Below are 18,315 nucleotides of genomic sequence, written 5' to 3'. Positions count from 1 at the left end.
TGGCGCGAAGCGACACGCCTGACGATGGGGGAAGTGTCCTCTTTCATCAGAAGACTTCCCTCTCCGACCCTGGATCGCTTCGCGATCGACGGGCCACCTCTCCCGCAAGCGGGAGAGGGTCTGAATGCCGCTCATCGACGACGGCTCCGGCCCAGCGGCACGAAGCGGATCGCCTGCCCGCCGCCGGGCGCCAGCGCCAGCGTCAGCGTGTCCGCCGACGTGACCTCGCGCTGCTCGATGACGATGTCCTCGCGCTTGCCGCGATAGTCGGCGTCCGGCCCGTCCCGGTAGATCTCCGCGCGATAGCGGCGACCGTCGTCCAGGAAGTCGAGGTGGGCGGTCAAGACGCGCGGATGCTCGTCGGTGACGGCGCCCAGGGCCCAGACGTCCGACGCCCGGTCCTTGCGCGCGATGGCGACATAGTCGCCGATCTCGGCCGCCAGCACCCGGGTCTCGGCCCAGTCGCAAGGCACGTCCTTGATGAACTGGAAGGGCGCCGGATTGGCCTCGTAGTTGGCCAGCAGGTCGGCGGCCATCTGGATCGGGCTGTAGATGACGACATAGAGGGCCAGTTGCTTGGCCCAGGTCGTCTGCACGCCGCCGGGGCTGCGCGTCTCCATGCCGAAGATGCCGGGGGTGTAGTCCATCGGCCCGGCCAGCAGGCGGGTGAAGACCAGGTTCGGCTCATGCTCGGGCGGATTGCCCGGATTGCCCCAGGCCGAATATTCCATACCGCGCTGGCCTTCGCGGCTGATGATGTTCGGATAGGTGCGGCGCAGGCCGGTGTCCTTGAACGGCTCGTGGGCGTTGATCGCCACCTTGTGCCGGGCGCCCGCCTCGACGACTTTCATGTGGTGCTGGGCCATCGCCTGGCTCTCGTGCCAGGCCATGACCATCTGGCCGTCCGGTCCGGCGACGCGGGCGCCTTGCGCATCCGCCACATAGCCGGTCTTGACCGAATGGACGCCCAGGCGGCCGTACAGCGCCATCGCCGCTTCGAGCTGCTGCTCATAGTGGAAGGCGTTGCCGCCCGTCTCGTGGTGGCCGATCAACTGCACGCCCTTGGAGGCGGCATAGGTCGTGACCCGTTCCAGATCGAAGTCCGGATAGGCCTCGGTGAAGCTGAAGTCCGAACCATTGGCGAACCACTGGCCGTCCCAGCCCTTGTTCCAGCCTTCGACCAGAACCCCGCCGAAGCCGTGCTGGGCCGCGAAGTCGATGTGTTTGATCGCGTTCTCGGTGGTGGCGCCGTGCTTGGGGCCGGAGTTCCAGCTCTTCAGCTCCAGGTGCATCTCCCACCAGACGCCGACATATTTCATCGGCTTGAACCAGGACACGTCGCCCAGCTTGTTGGGTTCGTTCAGGTTCAGGATCAGGCTGGACTCGATCAGGCCCGCCGCGGTGTCCGACACCTGCAGCGTCCGCCAAGGCGTATGGAACGGCGCCTGGCGCACCACGGCGGCGTTGGTCAGGCCGGGCGTCAGCTGGGCGCGGAACTTCGTCTCCTCAGACCGCCGCAGGTTCATCCCGGCGTAGTCGACGCAGGCCGCCTCGTGGATCGAGACATGCAGGCCCGACTGACCCTTGACCGTCATCGGCGTCTGGGCGCTGCCGACCGCGCTGATCGGCGTGCGGCTGTAGAGATATTCCTCGCGGTTCCATTCCCAGGCCGGGCACCACAGGGCCTCGCCGTCCTCGGCCAGGTTGAACTCGGTGATCTCCGAACCGATGCGGACCGTCTTCAGCGCGGGTTGGTCCGGGAACTCGTAGCGGAAGCCCAGGCCGTCGTCATACAGGCGGAACACCACGTCCACGCGGCGTTGCAGGCCGGCGGTCTCGGCGTAGCTGACCCGCCATTCGTTGTAGTGGTTGCGGATGAACCGGCGCTCGCCCCACGGCTGCTCCCAGGTCTCGTCCACCGTCACGGGCTGGCCGGCGGTGAGGGCCAGACCGCGCTCCAGCGCCGGGGCGTCGGTCAGCAGGAAGCCCAGCTTCGACGGGGCGACGACCATCCGGCCCTGACGCAGGACGGCGTACATCGGCCGGCCGTCGTTGTCGGTGAAGGCCTCGACCGTCAGGACGCCGCCGGGCGAGCTGGCGCGGGCGTGGGTCGGCGTGGTCTGGGCGCGAACGCCCGTCGCGCCAAAGGCCAGGATCGAGGCGCCGCCGAGGGCCAGGAAGGATCTACGCTTCATCATGGGAACTCCGTTACGCCGCCTCTTGCCAACCGCCGCGAACGGTGGCTGAAATGTTTGCAGAAAAATTTGCAGTCAGAACAGACTGTGCTGGGGACCCGCGACCTTGAGCCGCAAGACCACTCGACTTGAAGACATCGCGCGCCTGGCCGGGGTGTCGGTCGCCACCACCTCGCGGGCGCTGAACGACAGCCCCGCCGTCAACGACCGCACCAAACAGCTGATCTGGAAGCTGGCGAAGGAGCACGACTACCCGTTCCGCCGCTACATGCCCGCCGGCCCGATCGGGGCCCAGGGCACGATCGCCTTGGTGACGCCGCGGCCTCAGGGGCGGGAAGGCCGGATCTCCGACCCCTTCTTCCTGGAGCTTCTGGCCGGGGTGGGCGAGGCGGCGCGCGAACGCGGCTGCGACCTGCTGATGAGCCATATCTCGCCCGCCACCTATGACGAGCTGGCGGCGGCGATGAACACCAGCCGCGCCGACGGCGTGATCTTCCTGGGCCAGTCCAGCCTGCACGGCGCCTTCAACCGGCTGGCGGCCGGCGATCATCGGTTCGTGGTCTGGGGCGCCGATCTGCCGGAACAGGATTACTGCTCCATCGGCTCCGACAACTTCTCGGGCGGTCGCCGCGCGACCTCGCATCTGGCGCGGCTGGGGCGCACGCGGATCGTGTTCTTGGGCGATCTGGATCCGCCCGAGTCGATGCAGAGGCACCGGGGCTATCTGGAGGCGCTGGAGGCGGCGGGTCTGTCGGTCGACGCCGAACTGATCGTCCCCGCCCATTTCGAGGTCGAGTCCGCCGAGGCGGCCGTGGACGCCCTGGTTCGCCGGGGCGTGCGGTTCGACGGCGTAGTGGCGGCCTCCGACCAGATCGCCCTGGGCGCGGTGCGGGCGCTGGAACACGCCGGTCTGACCGTTCCCGGCGACGTCTCGGTGATCGGCTTCGACAATGTGCCCTTCAGCCGCTACTCGCGCCCGGCCCTGTCCACCATCGCCCAGGACACGATGAAGGCGGGTCGGCTGATGGTGTCCAAACTGCTGGACCACGGGGGCGCGACCGCCGGTCGGTCGGAACGCGTTCCCACCGATCTGATCGTTCGCGAGACCTGTGGCGGCTGACCGGCTCATGCCAGTCTGAAGACCCGTCCGGCGAGCGGGGGCAGGGTGTCGCCGCCGGCGAAGTTGATCGCCTCGATCTGCGTCGCCCCGGCTGGCGGGCTCCAGCGCACTGTGTCGTGGCCCAGGTTGAAGACGCACAGCAGCCGTTCGTGCGAGCCGCCCCGCTCCTGGCGTTCGAACACCAGCAGGCCCGGCGTCTCGATCAGCTCCATTCCGCCATAGCGTAGGGCCGGATGCTGATGACGCAGGCGGATGACCTCGCGCGCGACCTGCAGGGTCGAGGCCGGATCGGCCTCCTGCGCGTCCACCGCCAGCGGCAGGTGGCGGGAATCGACCGGCAGCCAGGGCTCGACGGTGGAGAAGCCGGCGTTGGTCTGGTCCGCATGCCAGGGCATGGGGGTGCGGGCGCCGTCGCGGCCCAGGGTCTCGGGCCAGTTGGCGATAGCCTCGGGATCGACCAGCCGCTCGAACGGCACCTCGGCCTGGGGCAGGCCCAGTTCCTCGCCCTGATAGACGAAGACGTTCCCGCGCAGGCAGACCAGCAGCAACAGGGCCATCTCGGCGAAGGCCTTGCGATCCCGGCCCTGGGCCCAGCGCGACACGGCGCGCGGCGCGTCGTGGTTCGAGAAGGTCCAGGACGGCCAGCCTTCGCCCTGCTGGTCCGGCCACATGGTCTCGCCCTGCGCGACCAGTTCGCTCTTCAGCGCATCGGCGTAGAGATACAGGAAGCCATAGGCCGAGTGCAGGCGGTCGGTCCCGGCGGTGTATTCCTTCATCTCACGGTCGGCATGGTCGCCGCCGACCTCGGCGACGGTGAACCGGCCCTCGTAGCTGTCGGTCAGGGTGCGGATCCGGTTCAGGAAGCCGATGATCTCGGGCTGGCTCTGATTATTGATCTTGTCCTGGAAGTCGAACGGACGGGTGCGCTTCTTGCCGTCGTTGATCGGCGGATTGTCGGTCAGCTTCAGGTCGTGGATGGAGAAATTGATGGCGTCCAGCCGGAAGCCGTCCACCCCTCGGTCCAGCCAGAAGCGGGCCGCCGCGATCAGGGCGTCCTGAACCGCCGGATTGCGCACGTTCAACTGAGGCTGGGAGGCCAGGAAGTTGTGCATATAGTACTGGCCGCGCCGGGCGTTCCAGGTCCAGGCCGGACCGCCGAACACCGACTGCCAGTTCGACGGCGGCGAGCCGTCCGGCTTGGCGTCGGCCCAGACGTACCAGTCGGCGTGCGGCCCGCTGCGCGACGCGCGGCTGTCCAGGAACCACGGATGCTCGTCCGAGGTATGCGAGAAGACCTGGTCGATTACCACCTTCAGGCCCAGCGCATGGGCGCGGGCCACCAGGGAGTCGAAATCGGCCAGGGTCCCGAAGATCGGATCGACGTCGCAATAGTCGGCGACGTCATAGCCGAAGTCCTTCATCGGCGAGGTGAAGAAGGGCGACAGCCAGATCCCGTCCACGCCCAGCGAGGCGACATGGTCCAGATGCTGGGTGATCCCCTTCAGGTCGCCCACTCCGTCGTTGTTCGCATCGGCGAAGCTGCGGGGATAGATCTGGTACAGCACCGCACCCCGCCACCATTCAGTGTGGGCGGTCGCCGGCTGGGCGGCGGTCGCGAGGTCGAGGGTGTGGGCGTTCACTTGGGCGTGCTCTTGCAGATCAGATAGTCGAGAGGGGCGATGCGGACGGCGTAGCTGGCCGGCGCCGAGGCCTCGGCCGCGCAGTCGCCGCGAACAGCTTGCCACCGTAGCGATGCGGGCTCCACCTCAACCTGTGCGGTGACGGCGGTGGTCGAGGTGTTGAACAGGACCAGGGTCTCTCCGCCGGTCTCGTCGAGGCGGGACAGGGCGAACAGGCCCGGCGCGTCGTCGGCGGCGCGGACGACCTGACGGCCGTGGCGCAGCGCCGGTTCCGCAGCGCGGATCCGGGCCATCTCGGCAATGGCCGTGTAGAGGGGGGCTTCAGTCGAATAGGCCGGCTGGCGACCGCCGATGGGTTGCTCCGCCGCATAGACGGCCGTCTGGCTGGCGAACATGTCCTGGCGCGAGTTCCCGTAACCGCCGGCGCCGGCGAAGCCCTGTTCGTCGCCGTAGTACAGGGTCGGCACGCCGCGGCTGAACATCATCAGGGCGTGGGCCAGTTTCACCCGCGCCAGGATTTCGGCCTCGCCCGCGTCCGGATTGGCCTGTTTCACGAAGAAGCCGACCCGGCCCATATCGTGGTTGCCCAGGAAGGTCGGCAGGATGGCGGCCGTGTCCGCCCCCTTGGCGTAGATGGCGTCGGCGGCGAACAGCTTGGCCAGGATGTCGGTCCCCGTCTTGCCCGAGGCGACGTCCACTGCCGTCTTCTGGAAGGGGAAGTCCAGCACGGCGGGATAGCCGTCCACCCGCGTGAAGCGCGCCGTGACCGCCGGGTCGTGGTCATAGACCTCGCCGAAGATGTGGAAGTTCGGGATTCCCTTGGCCCGCGCCCGCTCCAGCATGGCGGGGATGAAGGCCTGCCAGAACTCGGGGTTCACGTGGCGGGCGGTGTCGATGCGGTAGCCGTCGATCCCGTACTTGTCGATCCAGCCGCCGAAGACGTCGATCATGCCCTGGATCACGACCGGATCCTCGGTCAGCAGATCGTCCAGGCCGGCGAAGTCCCCGTCCAGCGAGCTCTCGCCCGCAAACGTGCTGTCGCCCCGGTTATGATAATGGATCGGGTCGTTCAGCCAGGCCGGAACCTTGGCCTTCTCCTCGCCCGCCGGGACATAGGGCGTATAGGCGTAGTCGGGCCGGGTCAGGCGCGAGAAGTCCCGCCCGTCGAAACCCGCGTTGATCGCCGCCCCGTCCAGCCCGCCGCGACGGGTGTAGGGATAGTCGGCCCGGCTGCGGTATTCGCAGGGCCGGTCCGGGCACTCGCGATAGCGGATCACGTCCGCCGTGTGGTTGGCGACGATGTCCAGATAGACCTTCATGCCCCGCGCATGGGCCGCATCGACCAGGGCGCGCATCGCCGACTCGTCGCCGAAATGCGGATCGACAGCCGTGAAGTCGGTGATCCAATAGCCGTGGTGCGCCGCACCCGTGTAGTTGCCGTGCGACTGGACCGGCTTGTTCTTGAAGATGGGCGCAAGCCACACCGCGGTGGCGCCCAGGCCCTGGATATAGTCCAGCCTCTGGGTCACGCCGGCCAGATCGCCGCCGTGGTAGAAATCGGTGTCGGACGGGTCGAAGCCGCTCTTCAGCCGCTCGGGCGCATAGCCGCCATGGTCGTTCGAGGGATCGCCGTTGGCGAAACGGTCGGGCAGCAGGAAATAGATGACCTCGTCCTGGGGCGGGCGCTGGCGCAGGGCGGTCAGGACGTCCGGCGCGACCGACTGGGCGTGGACGGGCAGGGGAGAGGTCGAGGCGAACAGCGCCGCCGCCGCGATCATGGCGCGCGCCGGGGTCTTCCATTGTCGGGCGAGGGTCATCCTGTCGTTCTCCCTGTCCAGAAAGTGCAAAGCCTTCCAGATCGATTTGCAAGATTTTGCAGTCCAGACGGCCCCTGTCAACGCGGATTAGAATGCTGCATTGCAGCAGGTAATCGGCACGACTCTCCCGCCAAGCTAAGGATTGCGGGCTGTTTGCGGTGGTTCGGGTGGGGCGAAATTACGCCCCTCACATTAACTGCTTGCAAGAATGCCCGATGTTTGCATATTTTTGCGAAGGCTTCGGCTGCGACATTCAGAATCGCGGCAGCCCCAAGGGAGGATGACAATGTCTCAACGTCTCAATCGGCGCGTGCGCCTGCTGTCGGGCGCCGCATTCGGCGCCGCCGCGCTCGTGGCCGTCAGCAGCGCCCAGGCGCAAACCGCCGCAGCGACGACCCAGGCCGACGAACAGCCTGCGGAAGTCGGCGAAATCGTCGTCACCGGCATTCGTCGCTCGATCGAGGCTTCGATCTCGGCCAAGGCCAACAACACCTCTATCGTGGAAGTCATTTCGGCAGAGGACATCGGCAAGCTGCCCGACGTCTCCATCGCCGAATCCCTGGCCCGCCTGCCGGGCGTGACCATGCAGCGCCTCGACGGTCGCAGCCAGCAGATCTCCATCCGCGGCCTCGGCCCGGACTTCACCACCGCCCTGCTGAACGGCCGCGAACTTGTCACCACCGGCGACAACCGCGGTGTCGAGTTCGACCAGTTCCCCTCTGAACTGCTGGGCAGCGTCGTCGTCTACAAGACCCCGGATTCGGCCCTGGTCGGCCAGGGCCTGGCCGGCACCGTCGACCTGCGCACCGTCCGGCCCCTGGCCTATGGCCGGCAGGCCATCGCCGTGAACTATCGCCACGAGTGGAACGACATCGGCGCCCTGAACTCGGGCACGACCGACAGCGGCGACCGCTACACAATCTCCTACATCGACCAGTTCATGGACGGGACCCTGGGCGTCGCCCTGGGCTACGCCCACATGAGCTCGCCCTATCAGTCCGAGCGGTTCAACGCCTGGGGCTATCCGAACTATTCCGATGGCAATCTGCTGACCGGCGGCGTCAAACCCTATGTCATGTCGTCTGAGCTGGAGCGCGACGGCTATATGGGCGTGCTGGAATGGCGTCCGAACGACCGCATCCACTCGACGATCGACGCCTTCTATTCCGAGTTCAAGAACACTCAGGTCCTGCGCGGCATCGAATTCCCGCTGGCCTGGGGCGGTCTGGCGGAAAGCCCGGGACGTACCAACACGGTTCTGGGCGGCTGCCAGATCACCAACAACGTCGCCACGCCCAACGTTTGCCGTCCCGGCCCATCGCTGCGCCCTGGCTATACGGTCGAAGACGGCCTGATCGTCGCCGGCACCTGGGACAACATCAAGGGCGTCGTCCGCAACGACCTGAACAAGCGCGACAGCAACATCACGGCCCTGGGCTGGAACACCGAGTTCGTCGCCAACGACGACTGGACCCTGGGTCTGGACGTCAACTATTCGAAGGTCGAGCGGAACGACATCATCTTGGAAACCAACGGGGGGACAGGCCGTAACATCAATGGCGCGCTGGATACCCTGGGCTTCGAGCTGACCGACGACGGCGTCACCCGCTTCACCAGCCAGCTGGACTACGCCGATCCGACCCTGATCCGCATCACCAGCGCCCAGGGCTGGGGCTCGGACGTCATTCCCGGCGGCCAGGTCGGCTACATGAACACCCCGTCCATCGAGGACGAGATCAAGGCCGCCCGTCTCACCGCAAGCCGCACCCTGCACCAGAGCCCGTTCAAGTCGATCGACTTCGGCGTGAACTACTCGGAACGCAGCAAGAGCTTCGTCAACGATCAGTATTACCTCGGCGTCCCGGGCGGCGGGGACCTGTTCGTGCCGTCGGAATATCTGCTGGCGCCGACCGACCTGGGCTATCTCGGCATCTCTCAGGTGCTCAGCTATGACGCCCTGGGCCTGGTCAACAGCGGTCTGCTGGACCTGGTGCGCAACCCGAACGCCGACGTCGCCGCCGGCAACTGGGAAGTGACGGAAAAGGTGTCGACCGCCTATGTCCGCGCCAACATCGACCACAATCTGTTCGGCCTGCCGCTGACCGGCAACGTCGGCATGCAGTTCGTCTACACCGACCAGCAGGGACAAGGCTTTGAGGCCCAGCAGATCAGCCAGGGCGTGGCCGCCGTCGCCGAGCTCACCGGCGGCGCGGAATATCTGGAAATCCTGCCCAGCTCGAACTTCATCCTGGAAGTCGGCGACGACATGTTCGCCCGCTTCGCTGTCGCCCGCACCCTGGCGCGTCCGCGGATGGACGACATGCGCGCCTCGCGGAATTTCTCGTTCAACGCGGGCAACAACAACGCAAATGCGACGCCGACCCAGAACTCGCCCTGGGGGGGCGGCGGCGGAAATCCCGAGCTGAAGCCCTTCATCGCCGATGTGGTCGACGTCTCGTTCGAGAAGTACTTCGCCAACCGCAAGGGCTATGTCTCGCTGGCGGCCTTCTACAAAAACCTGGAAAGCTACGTCTACACGCGCAGCGTGCTGTTCGATTTCACCGGCTATCCGACCGGCGGCGTCACGCCCGTGATCAATGAAGGTGTTCTCACCACGCCTGAGAACGGCGACGGCGGCTGGATCAAGGGCCTGGAATTCTCGGTCTCCGCGCCGTTTGATATCTTCCACCCGGCGCTGGAAGGATTCGGCGGCGTGTTCAGCGCCTCGCAGACGGACAGCGAGGTCCAGCCGGATCCCGCCAACCCGCCCACCACCCTGCCGGGCCTGTCGGAGACGGTCATGAACGGCACGCTCTACTATGAGCGTTACGGTTTCCAGGCGCGCGTCTCGGGTCGTTACCGTTCGGACTTCCTGGGCGAGGTCGCCGGCTTCGGCAACGGCCGCACCCTGCGCTCGGTCGCGGCGGAAACCGTCGTTGACGCCCAGGTGGGCTACGAGTTCCAGTCGGGGCCCCTGGAAGGCCTGTCGATCCTGGCCCAGGTCAACAACCTGACCGACGAGCCGTTCAAGACCTTCGAGAACGGCGATGAGCGCCGGACCATCGATTATCAGAGCTACGGCCGGACCTTCGCGGTGGGCATGAACTACCGCTTCTGATTTCTCCCCTGAGCAAACTTGGGCCGCCCCGGAAACGAGGCGGCCCTTTCTTTTTGGCCCTGGCCTATCGCCCCCGCCGCTGGTCGCCGCCGCCCAAGTTTGGTTACAGCCTGTGTTTTTCCGCTGGACGGCGCGTCCGCGATGCCCGAACCAAGGCGACCAGAACCGCGCGGGGAAAGCGCGGCCGTCCTTAGTTCTATCCGCAGGGGGAATTCATGTCCGCTCCAGAGGCCGCCAAGCGCCAGGGTACGACCCTGGCCTTCGCCTATGTCACCACGCTCTTCTTCGCCTGGGGCTTCGCCACCTCGCTGATCGACCCGCTGATCGCGGCGGTGAAGCGGGTGTTCGATCTGAACAACGCCGAGGCCTTTCTGACCACCTTCGCCTGGTTCATCGCCTATGGGCTGATGTCCCTGCCGGCGGCGGCGGTGCTGGGCCGGCTGGGCTACAGCCGTTCGATCATCGGCGCCCTGGTGGTCATGGTGGCGGGCTGTCTGATCGTGCCGGCCGCCACGGCCGCCGACTGGTACCCCGGCGTTCTGATCGCCCTGTTCGTGATCGCCTCGGGCGTCACCCTGCTTCAGGTCGCGGCCAATCCGCTGGTCGCCGAACTGGGCAGCCGCAAGGGCGCATCCAGCCGTCTGAACCTGTCGCAGGCCTTCAACTCCCTGGGCACCACGGTCGGGCCGTGGCTGGGGTCGCACGTCCTGCTGACGGGGGGCGTCTTCGCCGCGGGCGCCGTGGTCACGGCCGCGACCCGCACCCAGTCGCTGCGCAGCATCGACATGGCCTTCCTGGGCATGGGCGCCTTCTTCGCCGTCGTGGCCTTCTTCATCTTCACGGCCCGCAAGAAGATCAATGTGGCGGCCCCGGCCGCGACCGAGGCGGTCTCGCCGCTGAAGGCCCTGTCCTCGCCCTGGGCGATCTTTGGCGCCCTGGCGATCTTCCTCTATGTCGGTTCGGAAGTGGCCATCGGCGGCATGCTGACCAACTTCCTGGAAAGCCCCGATATCCTGAACGCCCCGATCGAGACGGCGGGCAAGATGGTCGCCCTCTACTGGGGCGGCGCCATGGTCGGCCGGTTCATCGGCTCGTGGGTGCTGTCGCGCGTGTCGCCCGGCGTGGTCCTGGCCTGCTGCACCGTCGCTGCGGCCGCGCTCTGCCTGCTGGTCAGCCAGATCGGCGGACCGACGGCGGCCTATGCGGTCCTGTCGATCGGCCTGTTCAACTCGATCATGTTCCCGACCATCTTCACCCTGACGCTGGAGCGGTCCACGGCGCCGACCTCGGCGACGTCGGGCCTGCTGGTCTTCGGCATCATCGGCGGCGCCCTGCTGCCGCAGGTGGCGGCGCGTATCGCCGACGCCGCCGGCGCGCTTCAGCCGGCCTTCCTGGTGCCGATGGCGGGCTATGTGGGCCTGACCGTCTTCGCCATCGCCTGCGCCCGCACTAAGGCCAAGGCGGAAGTGACCACGACCGCCTCGCACTAAAGGCGGGTCGTCGGACAAGACAAAGGGCGCGGAGGGAGACCTCCGCGCCCTTCTCTAATTCCGCTGGCTTCTCAGCCGTCGATCAGGGACTGAAGGATCGGCGCTAGCCGGTCGCGCATCTTTTCGCACTCGGCCGGCTGGATATTGAAGGTGCCGCCGCCCAGTTCGCGGCTGACCGACATACCCATGATGAAACCCGCCAGCAGCCGCGCGCGCACCGTGGCGTCCGGGCCGCTGAGCCAGTCTTCCAGAGGACCGAAGAAGCGCTGGGTGCAACTGGACTGCACCATTTCCGCCGCCTTGGCGGAACCGATCGAGCGCAGCATGATCGACATGCCCTTCAGCTTTTCGGCCTTCTTGGGCTCGAAGACGATCTCGTGGGCCACGCGCCGGCCGAAATCAGCCTTTTCGCCCTGCATCAGGGCGCTGCCGTCGCCGCAGCTGTCCAGGGCGGCGACGAACAGATCATCCTTCGAGCCGAAATACCGGCTGATCAGGGCCGCATCGACCCCCACGTCCCGCGCGATGTCGCGCATGCCCACGTCATCATAACTCTCGGCCGCGAATCTTTCGCGTGCAGCGTCAAGGATGGCCGTGCGGGTTGCAGCGGCGTTCCTCGGGCGGGGGCCGGGACATAACAAGGGGACAAAACTCCACAGAACAATAACCGTAGAACACATATGGCTTTGTCAACGCCTGTTGACAAGCGTCACGATGCCTCGCATTAAGTCACCACGCGTTGACAAGGCCGACTCCCCATCGGCCTATGTCCGCACGACTGGGATTTACCTCCGACAGGGAGATTGCGCAGATGCGCGGGCTGAAGATTGCGGCCGTGTCCGTCATGGTGACGGGTGCGCTATATGGTTGTTCCCCCAAGGCCGAAGGCCAGGCGCCCGGCGGCGCCCCGCCCGTAACCGTGGCCACGCCGCTGCAGCAGCAGGTGGTGGACTGGGACGAATTCACGGGCCGCTTCGAAGCGGTCGAGAGCGTGGACGTTCGCGCCCGCGTCGGCGGTTATGTCCAGGCCGTCCACTTCCGCGACGGCCAGATGGTTCAGCGCGGTCAGTTGCTATTCACCCTGGACCCCCGTCCGGCCCAGGCCGCTCTGGCCCAGGCTCAGGCCCAGGTGGCCCAGATGCAGTCGCAGCTGACCCTGGCCCGCGCCAACCTGGCCCGCAGCGAGACCCTGTTGGCCTCGCAGGCGGTGTCCAAGGCGGAGTATGATTCCAACAAGGCGGCCGTCGACGCGGCTGTGGCCAATATCGCCGCCGCCAATGCCGCCGTGCGTACGGCCCAGCTGGATCTGGAATACACCCGCGTCACGGCGCCGACCTCCGGCCGCGTCTCGGATCGTCGGGTCGATCCGGGCAATCTGGTCGCCGGCGGTTCGTCGGCGGGCGACATCCTGACCACCATCATCTCGGGCGGGCCCATCCACTTCGTCTTCGACGGTTCGGAAGCGGTCCTGCTGAAGTATCTGCGCGACGGCGGCGCCGCCAACGGCGCCCCGGTCCGCATCCGCCTGCAGGATGAGAGCGGCTTCACCCGCACCGGCCGCCTGGACTTCTCGGACAATGCGCTGGACACCGCGTCTGGCGTCATCCGCATGCGCGCCATCGTGCCGAACGGCGACGGCTTCCTGCGTCCCGGCCTGTTCGGCCGCGCCCAGGTCGCGGGCGCCGGCTCCTACGACGCCCTGCTGGTGCCGGACACCGCCATCGGCACCGATCAGTCGCGCCGCGTCGTCTCCGTCGTCAACGCCGACGGTTCGGTCACGGCCAAGCCCGTTCAGCTGGGTCCGATCGTCCAGGGCCTGCGCGTCATCAAGTCGGGCCTGGCCCCGACCGACCGCGTGATCATCGCCGGTCTCCAGCGCGCCGCCCAGCCGGGCTCCAAGGTCACCCCCAAGAACGGCCGTATCGCCCCCGTCGCCGAACAGGCGTCGGACGCGCCGGTCACCCAGGCGGCCCCGGCTTCGACCGGCTCGTTCGCCAGCAGCCTCTCCACCGGCGACTAAGCCATGAACATATCCCGCTTCTTCATTGACCGGCCGATCTTTGCGGCCGTGATCTCGGTGGTGATCACCATCATCGGCGTCTTCGCCTATCCGCTGCTGCCCCTGTCGCAGTATCCGGAGATCGCGCCGCCGACGATCACCATCAACGCCTCCTATCCCGGCGCCTCGGCCGAGACGCTGGCCGAGACCGTCGCCGCTCCCATCGAGCAGGAGGTGAACGGCGTCGAGGACATGCTCTACATCACCTCCTCGTCCACCTCGGACGGGGCGGTGGCCATCACCGTCACCTTCCAGCCCGGCACCGACCTGGACGCCGCCCAGGTGCTGGTCCAGAACCGCGTCTCCCTGGCTGAACCCCGTCTTCCGGACGCGGTCCGTCAGACCGGCGTGGTCGTCAACAAGGCCGAAAGCGGCTTCCTGATGGAGCTGGGTCTGACCTCGCCCGACGGCTCGCTCAGCAACGACTATGTCGGCAACTACGGCAACTCGACGCTGCGGGACCGCCTGCTGCGGCTCGAGGGCGTGGGCGCGGTCCAGGTCTTCGGCGGCGGCAACTATTCGATGCGGATCTGGATCGACCCGGCCAAGGCGGCCGAGCGTGGTTTGACCGGCCCCGACATCGTCGCCGCCCTGCAAGCCCAGAACGTCCAGGCCGCGGCCGGCTCGATCGGCCAGCCGCCGTTCGCGAACAACGCCTCGGCCTTCCAACTGCCGATCCAGGTCCAGGGCCGTCTGACCGATCCCGACCAGTTCTCCAACGTCGTCCTCAAGACCGACAGCGAAGGGCGCGTCACCTATCTGCGCGACGTGGCGCGGATCGAACTGGGCGCCCAGGATTACGGCATCCGCGGCTTCTTCGACGGCCAGCGCGGCGTCGGTCTGGCCATCGTCAAGCAGCCGGGGGCCAACGCCCTGGGCACCGCCGAACGCGTTCTGGCCGAGGTCGAGGCCGTCCAGGCCGAGCTGCCCGCCGGCATGGACCTGTCCGTCCCCTATAACCCGACCGAATTCGTCGCCGCCTCGGTGGAGTCGGTTCAGCACACCCTGATCGAGGCCGTCTTCCTGGTCGTGATCGTGGTCATGGTCTTCCTCCAGACCTGGCGCGCGGCCCTCATTCCCATCGTGGCCATCCCGGTCGCCCTGGTCGGCACCTTCGCGGTGCAACTGGCCCTCGGCTATTCGATCAACTCCATGTCCCTGTTCGCCCTCGTCCTCGCGGTCGGCATCGTCGTCGATGACGCCATCGTCGTGGTCGAGAACGTGGAACGGGCCATCAGCGAAGGCCTGACTCCCAAGGAGGCCGCCTATCGCTCGATGCAGGAGGTCTCCGGCGCCCTGATCGCCATCGGCCTGGTGCTGGTGTCGGTGTTCGTCCCGACCATGTTCGTTCCGGGCATTCCGGGCATCTTCTACCGCCAGTTCGCCGTGGTCATCGCCTCGGCCTCGGTCATCTCGCTGTTCGTGTCTCTGACCCTGTCGCCGGCCATGGCCGCCCTGCTGCTGAAGCCGCACAAGAAGGACCACGAGAACGCGCGCAAGCCGGGCGTCCTGGGTTCGGTCGTCTATTACGGCGGCTGGGCCGGGCGTAAGTTCAACGAGGGCTTCGACTGGCTGTCGGATCGCTACGGCCGTTTGACGGCGCGCCTGGTGCGCACCGTCGGCCTGGTCCTGATCATCTACGCCGGTCTTCTGGGCCTGACCGCCTGGCGTCTGGTCGATACGCCCTCGGGCTTTATCCCCGAGCAGGATCAGGGCTTCCTGATCGGCGTCATCCAACTGCCCGCCGGCGCCTCGCTGGATCGCACTGAGGCGATCATGCAACGCGCCAGCCAGATCATCCGCGACACCAAGGGCGTCGACGGCACCGTGGCCTTCGCCGGCCTCGACGGCGCCAGCTTCTCGTTCGGCTCCAACGCCGCCACCATCTTCGTGCGTCTGAGCCCCTTCGAGGACCGGACCAAGGAAGAGGCCGCGACCGCCCTGGCCGGGGCCATCACCCAGGCAACGGGTCAGATCGAGGACGCGCAGATCTTCGTCATCGCTCCGCCGGCGGTCCAGGGTCTGGGCAACGGCAACGGCTTCAAGATGATGATCCAGGACACCTCGGGCGCCGGCTACCGCGCGCTGGAGGGGGCGACCTTCGCCATGATGGGCGCCGCCGCCCAGGCCCCGGATCAGGTCAGCCAGGTCTTTTCGACCTACAACACCGGCTCGCCCCGCATCTCGGCCGACGTGGATCGTGACAAGGCGCTGATGATGGGCGTTCAGCCCAGCGCCGTGTTCGACACCCTGGGGGTCTATCTGGGCTCGTCCTATGTGAACGACTTCAACCTGCTGGGCCGCACCTACCGGGTCACGGCCCAGGCCGAGCCCCAGTACCGCGACGACATCGCCGACATCGCCAACCTGAAGACCCGCTCATCCAGCGGGGCCATGGTGCCGATCGGCTCGGTGGCCAACCTGGTCAATGACTCGGGTCCGTCGCGGATCGTCCGCTACAACCTGTTCCCGGCGTCCGAGCTTCAGGGCAATGCCGCCATGGGCGTGTCCTCCGGCCAGGCGCTGCAGGTCATGGAGCAGATGGCGACCAGCACCCTGCCGCAAGGCTTCTCCTACGAATGGACCGAGCTGGCCTACCAGCAGAAGGCGGCCGGATCGGGCGCGACCATGATCTTCCTGATGGCCGTGGTCTTCGTCTTCCTGGTGCTGGCGGCCCAGTATGAAGCCTTCACGCTTCCGCTGGCGGTCATCCTGATCGTGCCCATGTGTCTGCTCGCGGCCATCATCGGCGTGAACCTGCGGGGTCTGGACAACAACATCCTGGTCCAGATCGGGCTTGTCGTTCTGATCGCGCTTGCGGCCAAGAACGCCATCCTGATCGTCGAGTTCGCCAAACAGGCGGAAGAAGAAGAGGGCATGAACCGCTTCGACGCGGCCGTGCACGCCGCCCGCAGCCGTCTGCGCCCGATCCTGATGACCTCCTTCGCCTTCATCCTCGGCGTCGTGCCGCTGATGCTGGCGACCGGGCCGGGCGCCGAAATGCGCCAGTCGCTCGGCACGGCGGTCTTCTCCGGCATGTTGGGCGTGACCTTCTTCGGCCTGATCTTCACGCCGGTCTTCTATGTCGTGACCCGCTGGCTGTCGTCCAAACTGCCGCAAGGCAAGAAGCCGACGCCGAAGTCGAAACTCACCGAAGCCGTCCGCTACGATCAAACTTCCAGCCTGACCGATCCCGATGCGCCGGCTCCGGCCGCCGGGCGGGGAGGGGACTTCTGATGACCCGCACCAAGACCCTCAGCTTCCTGACCGTCGCAGCATCCGGCGCCCTGCTGGCCGCCTGCGCGGTCGGGCCCCAGGCGCCTGCCGCCGACCTGCCTGTGGCCGGGACGGGCGCCTTCGTCGGCTCCGCCTCGACCACGGTCTCGACCGCCCAGGCGCGAGACGACTGGTGGCGGCTGTACGACGATCCGACCCTGGACGGCCTGATCCGTCAGGCCTTCGCCGAGAACAACGAGCTGGAGGCGGCCTTCGCCAACCTGCGCGCGGTTCGGGCGTCGCTGTCCGAGGCGCGCGTGGGCCGGTTCCCGACCACGACCACCAGCGCCCAGGCCCAGCGCAGCCGCGCCTCGGCGGCCACCTCCTCGGTTCTGGAGGCGGACGGCAAGGCGCCCGAGATCGACACCTATGACGTCGGTCTGTCGGCCAGCTACGAGGTCGATCTGTTCGGCCGGGTGGAATCGACCATCCGCGCCGCTCGCGCCGACGCCCGCGCGGCCGAGGCCGCCCTGGCCACGGTCCAGGTCTCGGTTGCGGCCGAGACCGCCCGCGCCTATGCCGACGCCTGCTCGGCCAACGCCCAGATCGCGGTGGCCGAACGGACGCTGGGGCTGCAACGCAATACGGCTCAGCTGACACAGACCCTGCTCGACGGCGGGGCGGGCACCGGCCTGGACGTGGCCAGCGCCCGCGCGGCCCTGGCCCAGACGGCGGCGACCCTGCCGACGCTGCGCGCCTCGCGCAACGAGGCCCTGTACCGTCTGGCGACCCTGACGGGCGTCACCCCGGCCGAGGCCAGCCAGGCCGCCGCCGCCTGCGTCCGGCCGCCGCAACTCAGCCAGCCGATCCCGATCGGCGACGGCGCCGCCCTGCTGGCGCGTCGTCCCGACGTGCGCCAAGCCGAGGCGAACCTCGCCGCCGCCGCCGCCCGCGTGAACGTGGCGACCGCCAATCTGTATCCGCAGATCAGCCTGGGCGGCTCCATCGGCTCCACCGCCCTGGAATCGAGCGAACTGGGCGACGACCAGAACTACCGCTTCAGCTTCGGTCCGCTGATCAGCTGGTCCTTCCCCAACGTCTTCGCCGCCCGCGCCCAGATCAAGGCCGCCGACGCCCGCTCCGACGCGGCCCTGGCGACGTTCGATCAGACGGTTCTGACGGCCCTGCAGGAAACCGAGACGGCGCTCAGCAACTACGCCAACGAGCTGGACCGCCGCGCGGCCCTGACCGAGGCGCGCGATCAGGCGGCCCGCGCCGCCAACCTGTCGCGTCAGCGTTTCAACGCCGGCGCCGACAGCTTCCTGGTGGTGCTCGACGCCGAACGGACCCAGGCCGCCGCCGACGCCGCCCTGGCCCAGTCCGACGCCCTGGTCACCACCTACCAGATCGCCCTGTTCCGCGCCCTCGCCGGCGGCTGGCAGGCCGACACCTGATCGATCCCCGTCCCTCGCTCGGGCGGGGGACCGCTTCGACGATGACAAGCGCCGGCGGCCTCGCGGTCGTCGGCGTTCGTCTGAGCATGAGGCGCCGAGCCCGGCGGCCGTGACTGCGGTCGTCCACAGTTGTGATGTGTCAGTATGTTCGTGATTTGTTCTGTTTGTGCTTTAACCGATGGCGGCGGTCGGCGGCGTGACGGAGG

The 18,315-nt window shown here is 67.5% G+C and carries 10 protein-coding genes; 6 read left to right on the top strand and 4 right to left on the bottom strand.

From position 1 onward, the window contains the following. Positions 1-131 precede the first annotated feature (131 nt). A complete protein-coding gene (locus tag GGR11_RS07410) occupies positions 132-2,198 on the bottom strand; it encodes a glycoside hydrolase family 97 protein (RefSeq protein WP_183196073.1) in 2,067 nt (688 codons plus the stop codon). Positions 2,199-2,301: 103 nt separating this feature from the next. Between GGR11_RS07410 and GGR11_RS07405 the strand changes: the two genes are divergently transcribed. Continuing rightward, positions 2,302-3,315: a LacI family DNA-binding transcriptional regulator gene (locus GGR11_RS07405; protein WP_221205103.1), complete on the top strand. Its 1,014-nt coding sequence runs from the start codon at positions 2,302-2,304 to the stop codon at positions 3,313-3,315. 5 nt (positions 3,316-3,320) lie between these two features. Here the strand turns inward: GGR11_RS07405 and GGR11_RS07400 are convergent, their stop codons facing one another. Both GGR11_RS07400 and GGR11_RS07395 read right to left on the bottom strand, forming a co-directional pair. Then, positions 3,321-4,955, bottom strand: coding sequence for an alpha-amylase family glycosyl hydrolase (locus tag GGR11_RS07400; protein ID WP_183196072.1), 1,635 nt, complete (start codon positions 4,953-4,955; stop codon positions 3,321-3,323). Next, positions 4,952-6,772, bottom strand: coding sequence for an alpha-amylase family glycosyl hydrolase (locus GGR11_RS07395; RefSeq protein WP_183196071.1), 1,821 nt, complete (start codon positions 6,770-6,772; stop codon positions 4,952-4,954). The genes GGR11_RS07400 and GGR11_RS07395 overlap by 4 nt, the downstream gene beginning before the upstream one ends. 286 nt (positions 6,773-7,058) lie before the next feature. Here GGR11_RS07395 and GGR11_RS07390 point away from each other — a divergent pair, with 286 nt between their 5' ends. Both GGR11_RS07390 and GGR11_RS07385 read left to right on the top strand, forming a co-directional pair. Beyond that, the gene (locus GGR11_RS07390) at positions 7,059-9,890 is read left to right on the top strand and encodes a TonB-dependent receptor (protein WP_221205102.1); all 2,832 of its coding nucleotides are present in this window, start codon (positions 7,059-7,061) and stop codon (positions 9,888-9,890) included. Between the two features lie 215 nt (positions 9,891-10,105). Next, complete coding sequence (locus GGR11_RS07385; protein WP_183196069.1) at positions 10,106-11,380, top strand: sugar MFS transporter; 1,275 nt, start codon at positions 10,106-10,108, stop codon at positions 11,378-11,380. 71 nt (positions 11,381-11,451) lie between these two features. On the opposite strand, the gene GGR11_RS07380 is transcribed toward GGR11_RS07385, so the two are convergent. Beyond that, positions 11,452-12,060 carry a TetR/AcrR family transcriptional regulator gene (locus tag GGR11_RS07380; RefSeq protein ID WP_183196068.1) on the bottom strand — a complete coding sequence of 203 codons (609 nt, stop codon included), beginning with the start codon at positions 12,058-12,060 and terminating at the stop codon, positions 11,452-11,454. A 131-nt stretch (positions 12,061-12,191) separates the two neighbouring features. On the opposite strand from GGR11_RS07380, the gene GGR11_RS07375 reads away from it, so the two are divergent. Genes GGR11_RS07375 through GGR11_RS07365 form a run of 3 tightly spaced genes read left to right on the top strand, consistent with a single transcriptional unit; the run spans position 12,192 to position 18,109 of the window. Further along, the gene (locus GGR11_RS07375) at positions 12,192-13,400 is read left to right on the top strand and encodes an efflux RND transporter periplasmic adaptor subunit (RefSeq protein WP_183196067.1); all 1,209 of its coding nucleotides are present in this window, start codon (positions 12,192-12,194) and stop codon (positions 13,398-13,400) included. Between the two features lie 3 nt (positions 13,401-13,403). After that, positions 13,404-16,676 carry an efflux RND transporter permease subunit gene (locus GGR11_RS07370; RefSeq protein WP_183196066.1) on the top strand — a complete coding sequence of 1,091 codons (3,273 nt, stop codon included), beginning with the start codon at positions 13,404-13,406 and terminating at the stop codon, positions 16,674-16,676. Further along, complete coding sequence (locus GGR11_RS07365; RefSeq protein WP_183196065.1) at positions 16,676-18,109, top strand: efflux transporter outer membrane subunit; 1,434 nt, start codon at positions 16,676-16,678, stop codon at positions 18,107-18,109. Before GGR11_RS07370 ends, GGR11_RS07365 begins: the two co-directional genes overlap by 1 nt. The last annotated feature ends 206 nt before the right edge of the window (positions 18,110-18,315 follow it).

Source organism: Brevundimonas mediterranea (assembly GCF_014196125.1).
Taxonomy (GTDB): Bacteria; Pseudomonadota; Alphaproteobacteria; order Caulobacterales; family Caulobacteraceae; genus Brevundimonas; species Brevundimonas mediterranea.
This window is presented reverse-complemented; position numbering and strand designations above follow the sequence as displayed.